Here is a 9698-nt window from a genome sequence, read left to right on the forward strand (position 1 = left end):
GGCCTGGCGGCGCAACGGTGCGGGCTTCGACGTGGCGGGCCGCGTCGCGACGATGACGACGGCGGCCCTCATGCGGCCACCGTGTTGCCAGCGACCGTGGCTTGCGTGACCGCGCGCACGTCGTGTTGCACGGCCGGCCGCGCGGCCGGCGCATCGTCGAACGCGGCGACGAGATGGTCGGCGAGCGCGCGGATGCGCGCGGGCAGGTTGCGGCGCGAGTGATAGAGCAGCGATGTATCGAGATCGCCGACCTGCCAGTCGGGCAGCAGGCGAACGAGCGCGCCGTCGCGCTCGAGCGGCCGGGCAAGATGCTCGGGCAGCACCGCGAAACCTGTGCCGCGGGCCGTCGCGAGAATCAGCGTGTCGAGGCAGTTCGAGCTGATCGCGCCGGCAAGACGGATCTCGGCGATCGTGCCGCTGCGCCGATGCCGCAGCGGCCATGGCGACCCGGCGGCGCCCGTCTTGCCACCGTGCGGATCCATGCGCTCGAGCGCCTGCGGCGTGAGCCCCTCGCCGCAGGCGGCGCGATACCGCGGGCTCGCGTACAGGCCCATCGGGATGCGCCCGAGGCGCCGCTCGACGCACGTGAGGCTCGACGTGCGTGAGGTGACGATCGACAGGTCCGTCGCGCCGTTCAACGCCGCGCTCGGATGATCGGTCCAGTCGATCCGGACCCGTACGAGCGGATGTTGCCGGTTGAAATCGGCGAGCGCCGGCACCAGCCGGTCGGCGCCGAACAGGTTCGACACCTCGATCGATATCTCGCCCTGCATCTCGCTTGCATTGGCGTGACAGCAGACGGAAAAGTGCTCGTATTGCTCCAGCAGCGCGAGCGCCTGTTCGAGCACGTCGTGGCCGACGCGGGTCAGCGTCACCTTGCGCGTCGTGCGGTGAAACAGCAGCACGCCGAGCGACGTTTCGAGGCACTGGATCGAGCGGCTGACGCAGGGAACGCCGAGCCCGTGAAGCTCGGCGGCTTTCGTGAAGCTGCCGTGCTCGGCAACCGTCTTGAGTATCTCGAGCGTTTTCAGGCGATCCATGACGGGTCTCGCTCCGGTGAATTCGATACGCTCAATGTAGGCAGTGCGCCCACACCGGGCAACACAAAAAACGTTAGGTAAGCTTAAGAGCAACTTGAAAATTCGTGAGGCCGCCAGAATGACCGGTCGGCCGCACGGCGGGTATCTTTCAAAGCCGGTCGTCGCGTTGCGCGACGTTTTGCGGTGCGACGGAGGGCGGCGTCCACCCGCCGCCCAGCGCGCGCACCAGATCGACCGTCGCAATCGCGAGCGCCTGGCGGCTGTGGATCAACTGGCGTTGCGCGTTCAATGCGTCGCGGTCCGCGTCGATGACCTCGAGATAGCTGACGTAGCCATGTGCGTAGCGGCTCAGCGACAGCCGCGCGGCCGCTTCGGTCGAGCGCGCCGCGCTGTCGTAGCGCACGATCCGCTCGTTCTGCGCGGCGATGTCGTTGAGCGCGTCCTGCACCTCGCGCAGCGCGCCCAGCGCGGTCGCTCGATAGTTCGCGTCGGCGAGCGCCGTGCCGGCCGTCGCAGCGGCTACCGCGGCGTCGCGCTTGCCGCCGTCGAACAGCGTTTCGGCCACGCTCGCCCCGAGGCCCCACAGCGAACTGTTGCGCTCGAGAAACGAGCCGAGGTCGCGGCTCGCGAACCCGCCCTGGGCCGTCAGCGTCAGCGTCGGCAGCCATGCGGTGCGGGCAACGCCGGTTTCGAGCGATGCCGCGTCGACACGGCGTGCCGCCGCGTAGACGTCCGGCCGCTGCGCGAGCAGCACGGACGGCAGGCCGGGCGGCACCGCCGGCACGCGAATCGCGGCGGCGGTCGGCGCGACCGTGAAGCCGGTCGGCGACACGCCGGTCAGCACCGCGAGTGCATCGACGAGGTTTTCGCGCAGCCGCCGGCTGTCCGCGAGATCGGCGCGCGCGGTATCGAGATCGGCCGCCGCGCGCAGCGCGTCGAGATCGCTTGCCGCGCCGGCCCGCACGCGCGCGGCGATCACGTCGAGCGCGGTGCGGCGCAGCTCGATCGCGCGGGCGAGCGTCGCCAGATCCTCCTCGACGAAATGCAGCGTCAGGTAGTCGCTCGCGACCTCGGTCGCGACGCGCAGCCGCACGGCCGCGCGATCGGCGTCGGCCTGCAGCACGTTCTGCCTGCCGATTTCCGCGTCGCCGCGCAGGCGGCCCCACAGATCGACTTCATAGCTCGCGTTGAACGGCACCGACCAGTTGTGCATCAGGCGCTTCGGCAACGCATTGTCGACCGTGCCGGACACCCGCGAACGGTTGAACGACGGATCGACGCCGACGGTGGGGGAAAGCGCGGCTTCGCGCACGCCGAGCAGCGCCTGCGCCTGGTCGACGCGCGCGGCGGCCGCACGGATGTCGAAGTTGCCGGCGAGCGCCGCATCGACGAGCGCGACGAGCGGCGCATCGCCGAACGACGCGGTCCATCCGGCGAGCGACGCGGCCGGTTCGCCGGGCGCATCCGCGTGGCGGAACCGGTCGGTGCCGACCGGGACGGGCGCGAGCGGCTGCGGCGCGATCGTGCAGGCGCCCAGCAGGCCGGCGGCGAGCAGCGCGACGAGGCGGCTCATGGCTGTTCCCGGCCGGCTTGCAGCGTGACGACGACCGACAGGCCGGGCCGGATACGCGGCTCGGTCGACGCCTGCCCGTCGAGCAGGATCTTGACCGGCACCCGCTGCGTGACCTTCGTGAAGTTGCCGGTCGCGTTGTCGGGCGGCAGCAGCGCGAACTGCCCGCCGGTCGCGGGCGACAGGCTGTCGACGTGCCCGTTGAAGGTCAGGTCCGGCAGCGCGTCGAAACGCAGCCGCACCGCATCGCCGGCGCGCACGTGCTTGAGCTGCGTCTCGCGGAAGTTCGCGACGACCCACGGGTGCGGTTCGACCAGCGTGAGCAGCGCCTGGCCCGGCGCGACGTGCTCGCCGGTCTCGACGGTCTTCTTCCCGACGCGGCCGTCCGTCGGCGCGACGACGGTCGTGTACTGCAGTTGCAACTCCGCATCGCGCAAGTCGGCGTCGCCCTGGTGCGACACCGCGTCGGCCGCCTGCCATGCGGCCTGCGCGCTACGCTGCTGCGCTTGTGCCGCGTCGATGCGGGCACGCGCGGACTTGCGCGCCGCGTTGGCCGCATCGAACTCCTGTTGCGACAACCCGCGCGGCGTCTCGCGGGTCAGCTCGCGCGCCCGTGCGTAGTCGAGTTCGGCCTTCTCGGCGTCGGCGTGCGCGGACACAAGCGTCGCGTCGGCCTGCTCGACCAGCGCCTTCGCGCGCATCGCATCGGCGCGCGCCTGCGCGACGCGCGCACGCTGCAGCGCGACGCGCACGTCGAAATCGCGCGGGTCGAGCCGCACGAGCGGGTCGCCCGCATGCACGAACTGGTTGTCGTCCACCAGCACGCGCTCGACGGTGCCGGCCACGCGCGGCGAGATCACGTGCAGGTGGCCCGTCACGTACGCGTCGTCGGTGCCGCGTTCATGCGCATCGTATTCGTAGACCAGCAGCGCGACGAGCCCCAGCGCGGCGCCGGCGATCAGGACGATCGGCCATCTGCGCGAGCGTGCGGGGGAGGCGGGCGGCGGGTTCGACGCGTTCGTCGGGTTCGTGCTCACAATCGGGTAACTCCATCGAACGGACAGGTTTCTTCACATCGCGCTATGCTTGCGCGAGCCTCAAATACGGGAGCCGCACGACGATGAATACCACGTTCGCCCCCGGTGGCGCGACACCGGGGCCGGCCGCACCGGCCACCGACATACCGACGTTTCGTTCCATCGCCGCGATCGCGGCCGTGCTGCTCGGCGCGATCATCTCGACGCTGACCTCGCGCATCACGTCGCTCGGGCTCGCCGACGTACGCGGCGCGCTCGGCGTCGGCTTCGACGAGGGCGCGTGGATCAACACCGCGTTCACCGCGTCGCAGATGTTCGTCGGGCCGCTCGCGATCGCGGCGGCCTTCGTGTTCGGCACGCGCCGCGTGCTGCTGGCGGGCGCCGCGGTATTCCTGGCCGTCGAAAGCATGCTGCCGCTGTGCACCGACTTCGGCACGTTCATCGCACTGCAGAGCGTAGCCGGTTTCGCGTCCGGCGTGTTCGTGCCGTTGACCGTCGGGTTCGTCGTCCGCACGCTGCCGCCGCGGCTCATTCCGTTCGGCATCGCCGCGTATGCGATGAACCTCGAGATGTCGCTGAACCTGTCGGCGACGCTCGAAGGGTGGTACAGCGAACACCTGAGCTGGCGCTGGCTGTTCTGGCAGAACGCGCTGCTGACCGTGCCGTTCATCGTGTGCCTGATGCTGTCGCTGTCCAACGAACCGGTCAAGCGCTTCGCGTCCGGTATCGACACGCGCGGCATGGTGCTCGGCGCCGGCGGGTTCGCGTGCCTGTGCGTCGCGCTCGACCAGGGCGAACGGCTGTTCTGGTTCCAGTCGCCGCTGATCGTCACGTTGCTGTGTGTCGGCATCGCGATGGTGGCCGCGTTCCTGATCCACGAGCTGGCGTCGCGCAGCGCCGGGCTCGATCTCAGTTACCTCGCGCGGCCCAACATCGCGTGGCTGATCGTGCTGGTCGGCCTCGTGCGCTTCACCGTGCTCAACACGAGCTTCATTCCGTCGGCGTTTCTCGCGAGCACCTATGGGCTGCGCCCGCTGCAGATCGGCGACACGCTGCGCTGGATCGCGATCCCGCAGCTGCTGTTCGCGCCATGCGTCGCATGGCTGCTGCAACGCGTCGATCCGCGCCGGCTGATCGTCACCGGCTTCGTGATGGTGGCGTTCGCGTTCGCACTCGGCGCGCGCCTCACGCCCGTCTGGGCCGAACCCGATTTCATCCCGTCGCAGCTGCTGCAGGCATTGGGCCAGACGATGGCGCTCACGTCGGTGATCTTCTTTTTCGGCAAGCACGTGACGGCCGAGCACGCGCTGACGTTCGGCGCGGTCGTGCAGACGACGCGCCTGCTGAGCGGGCAGCTCGGCACGACATCGATCGCGGTGATCCAGCGCATCATGGAGGCTACCCATTCGAATCTCGTCGGTCTGCATGTCACGCTGTCGGATCCGCAAACGCTGGAGCGGTTGCGAGCCGGCGCGGCGTCGCTGGTCGCGCACGGCGCGACCTTCGCGGCCGGCGACCAGGCAACTTACGCGCTGCTCGACCGGGAGGTTCGCGTCCAGGCGACCACGCTCGCGCTGGCCGACAACTTCAGGGTGGCGATGGCGTTCGCGATCGCGGGTGCGTTGATCGGCTTGCTGCTCAGGCCGGCGCGCACGCCGTGAGCGCCCGCCGCCGCGGCGGCGATCCTGGCGACGGCGCATGCGGCATGCGGAATCGCGTCGGCCTGAAAATTCCTGAAAAATGCTGAAGGGCGCGCCGGCGCGCCGCCGTGACGGTGTGACGGTGTGACGGCCGGGCGCGCCGTGTCGCGCGGCTTACGCCTTCAGGAATGCGAGCAGTTCGGCGTTGATCCGTGCGGCATCGACGACGCACATGCCGTGCGAGCCGCCCGGGATCACCTTGAGTTCCGCGTGCTTCACGATCTTCGCGGACAGCCGGGCCGAATCGTCGATCGGCACGATCTGGTCGTCGTCGCCGTGCAGGATCAGCGTCGGCACGTCGATCTTCTTCAGGTCTTCCGTGTAGTCGACCTCGGAGAATTCCTTCACGCACAGGTACTGGCCGTGCACGCCACCCATCATGCCCTGCGCCCAGAACGCATCGATCGTGCCTTGCGACACCTTTGCCTGCGGCCGGTTGAAGCCGAAGAACGGCACCGCGAGATCCTTGTAGAACTGCGAGCGGTTTTCCGCGACGTTCTTGCGGATCCCGTCGAAGACGTCCATCGGCAGGCCGCCGGGATTGGTCGCCGACTTCACCATCTGCGGCGGTACGGCGCCGATCAGCACGGCCTTCGCGACGCGCTTCGTGCCGTGCCGGCCGATGTAGTGCGCGACTTCACCGCCGCCGGTGGAGTGGCCGACGAGCGTGGCTTCGTGCAGGTCGAGCGCGTTCATCAGCGCGGCGAGATCGTCGGCATACGTGTCCATGTCGTTGCCCTGCGACGGCTGGCTCGAGCGGCCGTGCCCGCGGCGGTCGTGCGCGATCACACGGAAGCCGTGCTGCACGAGGAACAGCATCTGCGAATCCCACGCGTCGGCGCACAGCGGCCAGCCGTGCGAGAACACGACCGGACGGCCGCTGCCCCAGTCCTTGAAGTAAATCTGGGTACCGTCTTTCGTGGTGATCGTATTCATCGTATGGGCTCCTGGATGGGTGGAAGCGGCATGCTTGGGGGCAGCCGCGGCGGCTGCCGGCAGCGCAGCGGCTGCAACGGCGGTCGCGCCGGCGAGCAGCATGTCTCGGCGGCGTGCCGAGGGAACGGCGTCGGTATCTGCGGGACGCATGAAGTCTCCTTGAACGTGCGGTACAACGATGCCGCGTTGGATGGTGGGTTCGGATCTGCCCGCAGGCGGCAATCCAGCGGGCAGCCGGCGTGCGTTCGAGAGGCCGCGCGCAGGCCGGCGCGCGAACGTCGTGAACGAAAGCCGACAGGAGCCTATCCCGCGGCCATGCGGGCTGTACTGAAATCGCGCTGAATTTTCGTGAAGCCGTATGTGGTGCACGCCGCGCGACGCATGTGCGCACCGGCCAGAAAAATTAAGTCTCGCATCAAGACTCTTCAGCGGCGGCCCGCTATCGTCAGTGTCAGGTCATCCCGTCGCGGGCCGGTGCCGGCTCGCGCGGCGGATGACGATCGCGTAGCGGGCGGGTGCAAGGCATCCGGCCCGCCTCACCTGCCTGGATCTGCCATGGACGCATTCGATCGCTGGGAGCACGTGATGACGCTGCTCGACCCGTCGCCGGCCGCACGCCATTGCGCGCCGTCGCTTGTGCGCGACCCGGACACCGCGCGCCGCCGCCATTGCAACGATGCATCGGCCGCGTCGAGCGGCGGCGTGCGCCGTCGTTGCGCGATCATCGCCGCCGAGCGGCAGACCGATTCGTCGGTCCTGGTGTCGTGGAGCGACCCGACGCGCTGCCGCTACGACGAGCAGCGCTGGATCAGCGCGAAGTCGCGCGCACTCGCGCGCTGCGCGCTGACCGGCACGACGATTCGTCCCGGCGACGCGATCTACAAGCCGCAATGGCGCGGGGCCAAGCGTCCCGCGAACTACCGGGAAGTGATCCTCGCGTCCGAGATGGACCGGTTCATCGGCCGGCTGTCCCGGTCGTGACGGCGGACGCGGTACCCCGTCCGCCGGCCGACGCCGACGCGCACCGCTTTTTCACCACTGAGGAATCCGTATGAGCACGTTCACGACCCGCGACGGCGTGTCGATTCACTACAAGGACTGGGGCGCCGGGCGCCCGGTCGTGTTCATTCACGGCTGGCCGCTGAACGCGGATATGTGGGACGTCCAGATGCATTACCTCGCGTCGAACGGCCTGCGCGGTATCGCCTACGACCGGCGCGGCTTCGGCCGCTCCGGCCAGCCGTGGACGGGATACGACTACGACACGCTGGCGGACGATCTCGCGACGCTGATCGACACGCTCGGGCTGCACGACGTGACGCTCGTCGGTTTCTCGATGGGCGGCGGCGAGGTGGCCCGCTACATCGGCCGGCACGGCACGCGGCACATCGCGAAAGCCGTGCTGATCGGCTCGGTGACGCCGCTGGTCGCGCGGCGCGACGATCATCCGGACGGTGTCGACGTCGCCGTGTTCGACGGGATTCGCGCGGGCATCGTGGCCGATCGTGCGGCGTTCTACGAGCAATTCTGGCCGCTGTTCACCGGGTCGAACCGGGCCGCTTCGACGATCTCGCGCGCCGCGCTCGACTGGACGTCGTTCATGGCGCTGCAGGCCGGTTTGAAGGGAACGCTCGACTGCGTCGGCGCGTTTTCCGAAACCGATTTCCGTGCGGATCTCGACAAGTTCGACGTGCCGACGCTCGTGATTCACGGCGACGACGACCAGACGGCACCGCTCGCGCTCACGGGCGCCGTCACGGCGCGGCGCGTGCCGCACGCGACGCTGAGCATCTACGAGGGCGGCCCGCACGCGTTGTACCTGACGCATGCGCAACGCCTGAACGACGAACTGCTGGCGTTCGCGCGCGCATGATCCGGCGGTGGCGGCGGTGACGCGGCCGCACGGGCCCGGCCGGACGGCCGGCTCACTCCGCCCATTTCGACCCGAGCACCAGCCCGCAGAAATTCGTCCGACGATAGTCCGGGTCGCAACGCTCGAGCACGTCGGCGGACACGTTGCCGAACGCGGCAGCGGGGCGATGCGCGGTGCCCGCGGCGAGCGCTTCGAGAAACAGGTCCTTGAAGCAAGGGCCGCGCGGCCATGCGCGCACGATCGCATCGCGTTCGGACAGGCTCACCTCGTCGAAGTGATGCGCGAAGAGGTCGGTCTCGACGCCGGCGCCGAGCAACGCCGTCAACGGCGTCATGTATGAGTGGATCCCGAACGTCGCATGCAGCGCGATCGCGCGCCAGACCTCCGCCGCGTCGTCGGCGGCGACGCCATATCCTCGGAGGAATGCGTGCGCCGCATTCGCGCCGTCGATCTCGAAGCGCCGGCGCGAATGCCGGTAGCGCTCCGTCAAGCCGAAGTGATGGAACAGCGCGGCGACGTACAGCAGCTCGGCGTTGAACGCGATGCCGCGACGCAGCCCGATGATCGATGCAAACGCGAACACGCGCATCGCGTGCCGGAACAGCAGTTCCGGTTCGCACGCGCGTACGGTGTCGGCGGCGTCCCGTGCGAGCGGGGCGTCGGGAATCCTGATGCCGGCGATACGGTTGCCCATGGTCGTGTTCCTCACGGCGTGGTGAAAGTCGCTCGACGCTGGCGCCATCGACCCATCGTTGCGCGCCGCGCCGCTGAATGTCCTGAGCGGCGCCTGAATCGTTATGAACGGAAAATCCGACCGACCGCCGCCCGCGAAATCGGTTACACCACGTCCGGCATGTCTTTTTTACCCGGTCTTATCCGCAAATCCGGCGTGCGGTTATATTTAATTGATGAATCGAAGAAGTTAATTCCGGCAAATCGCAGGTTTTATCCTACGAAACAGATTCATGGATGAATCACTGTTTCGCGTGCAGTGAGCGCGGGATGCCGCACCGCACTGGGGCAGCGGCGCCCGCACGTGGAGACGCCGGGGAAATCGTGGTTTTCATCGATTCAAAAAATTTGCTCAATAGCTTCTGATAATTTGAATCATCTCAAGAGGCAAATGCCGTAGCATGAGCGTCCAATCGATGTCATTTTTGACAGGGCATCGATGCACGCTATCGATTGAAAATTCTCATGATCCGAATTGGAACGCTACACGTATTTCTTGACAGGCGTGAAATTCGCTCGAACGGCAAACTGCTGCGTATCGGCAGTCGCGCATTCGAAATTCTCGAACTCCTGATTCGGGCAAACGGCGCCCTGGTCTCGAAAGACGAGATCATGCAGCGCGTGTGGCCGCACACGGTCGTGGAGGAAAACAACCTGCAGGTGCACGTCGCCGCGTTGCGCAAGGCGCTCGCCGACGATCGCAACCTGATCGTGACGGTGCCGGGGCGCGGCTATCGGCTGGTCGGCGGCCGGGCCGAGGTCGCGGCCCCCGTGCGCGCCGTGACGTCGCGGCTGACGGCCGCGCCGACC

At 68.3% G+C, this 9698-nt stretch carries 9 protein-coding genes; 4 read left to right on the forward strand and 5 right to left on the reverse strand.

What is annotated here, in order from left to right:
* Positions 1-68: 68 nt before the first annotated feature.
* From DPV74_RS35235 to DPV74_RS35245, 3 genes are all read right to left on the reverse strand, one after another.
* Complete coding sequence (locus tag DPV74_RS35235) at positions 69-1040, reverse strand: LysR family transcriptional regulator (RefSeq protein ID WP_119338875.1); 972 nt, start codon at positions 1038-1040, stop codon at positions 69-71.
* A gap of 148 nt (positions 1041-1188) precedes the next feature.
* Positions 1189-2613, reverse strand: a complete 1425-nt coding sequence (locus tag DPV74_RS35240) for an efflux transporter outer membrane subunit (protein WP_059693303.1) — start codon at positions 2611-2613, stop codon at positions 1189-1191.
* On the reverse strand, positions 2610-3647 hold the full coding sequence (locus DPV74_RS35245; RefSeq protein ID WP_119338876.1) for an HlyD family secretion protein: 1038 nt from the start codon (positions 3645-3647) through the stop codon (positions 2610-2612). The genes DPV74_RS35240 and DPV74_RS35245 overlap by 4 nt, the downstream gene beginning before the upstream one ends.
* Before the next feature lie 83 nt (positions 3648-3730).
* Here DPV74_RS35245 and DPV74_RS35250 point away from each other — a divergent pair, with 83 nt between their 5' ends.
* Positions 3731-5308 (forward strand): MFS transporter, encoded by a 1578-nt coding sequence (locus tag DPV74_RS35250; RefSeq protein WP_119338877.1) that lies wholly within the window; start codon positions 3731-3733, stop codon positions 5306-5308.
* Between the two features lie 153 nt (positions 5309-5461).
* Here the strand turns inward: DPV74_RS35250 and DPV74_RS35255 are convergent, their stop codons facing one another.
* Positions 5462-6283, reverse strand: coding sequence for an alpha/beta fold hydrolase (locus DPV74_RS35255; protein WP_042973930.1), 822 nt, complete (start codon positions 6281-6283; stop codon positions 5462-5464).
* A 555-nt stretch (positions 6284-6838) separates the two neighbouring features.
* On the opposite strand from DPV74_RS35255, the gene DPV74_RS35260 reads away from it, so the two are divergent.
* Positions 6839-7264 (forward strand): DUF3331 domain-containing protein, encoded by a 426-nt coding sequence (locus DPV74_RS35260; RefSeq protein WP_027792638.1) that lies wholly within the window; start codon positions 6839-6841, stop codon positions 7262-7264.
* Between the two features lie 70 nt (positions 7265-7334).
* Positions 7335-8156: an alpha/beta fold hydrolase gene (locus DPV74_RS35265; protein WP_119338878.1), complete on the forward strand. Its 822-nt coding sequence runs from the start codon at positions 7335-7337 to the stop codon at positions 8154-8156.
* 52 nt (positions 8157-8208) lie between these two features.
* On the opposite strand, the gene DPV74_RS35270 is transcribed toward DPV74_RS35265, so the two are convergent.
* Positions 8209-8850: an HD domain-containing protein gene (locus DPV74_RS35270; RefSeq protein WP_119338879.1), complete on the reverse strand. Its 642-nt coding sequence runs from the start codon at positions 8848-8850 to the stop codon at positions 8209-8211.
* Between the two features lie 503 nt (positions 8851-9353).
* Here DPV74_RS35270 and DPV74_RS35275 point away from each other — a divergent pair.
* On the forward strand, positions 9354-9698 hold a 345-nt coding region (locus DPV74_RS35275), incomplete at its 3' end, for a winged helix-turn-helix domain-containing protein (RefSeq protein ID WP_205571968.1).

The organism is Burkholderia sp. HAN2018 (genome assembly GCF_024704855.1).
Lineage (GTDB): Bacteria > Pseudomonadota > Gammaproteobacteria > Burkholderiales > Burkholderiaceae > Burkholderia > Burkholderia cepacia.

Bases quoted from the DNA above. Each gene is read 5' to 3' on its own strand.
- DPV74_RS35265 (WP_119338878.1), top strand. From the start codon at position 7,335: ATGAGCACGTTCACGACCCGCGACGGCGTGTCGATTCACTACAAGGAC.
- DPV74_RS35240 (WP_059693303.1), bottom strand. From the start codon at position 2,613: ATGAGCCGCCTCGTCGCGCTGCTCGCCGCCGGCCTGCTGGGCGCCTGC.
- DPV74_RS35260 (WP_027792638.1), top strand. From the start codon at position 6,839: ATGGACGCATTCGATCGCTGGGAGCACGTGATGACGCTGCTCGACCCG.
- DPV74_RS35255 (WP_042973930.1), bottom strand. From the start codon at position 6,283: ATGAATACGATCACCACGAAAGACGGTACCCAGATTTACTTCAAGGAC.
- DPV74_RS35250 (WP_119338877.1), top strand. From the start codon at position 3,731: ATGAATACCACGTTCGCCCCCGGTGGCGCGACACCGGGGCCGGCCGCA.
- DPV74_RS35235 (WP_119338875.1), bottom strand. From the start codon at position 1,040: ATGGATCGCCTGAAAACGCTCGAGATACTCAAGACGGTTGCCGAGCAC.
- DPV74_RS35270 (WP_119338879.1), bottom strand. From the start codon at position 8,850: ATGGGCAACCGTATCGCCGGCATCAGGATTCCCGACGCCCCGCTCGCA.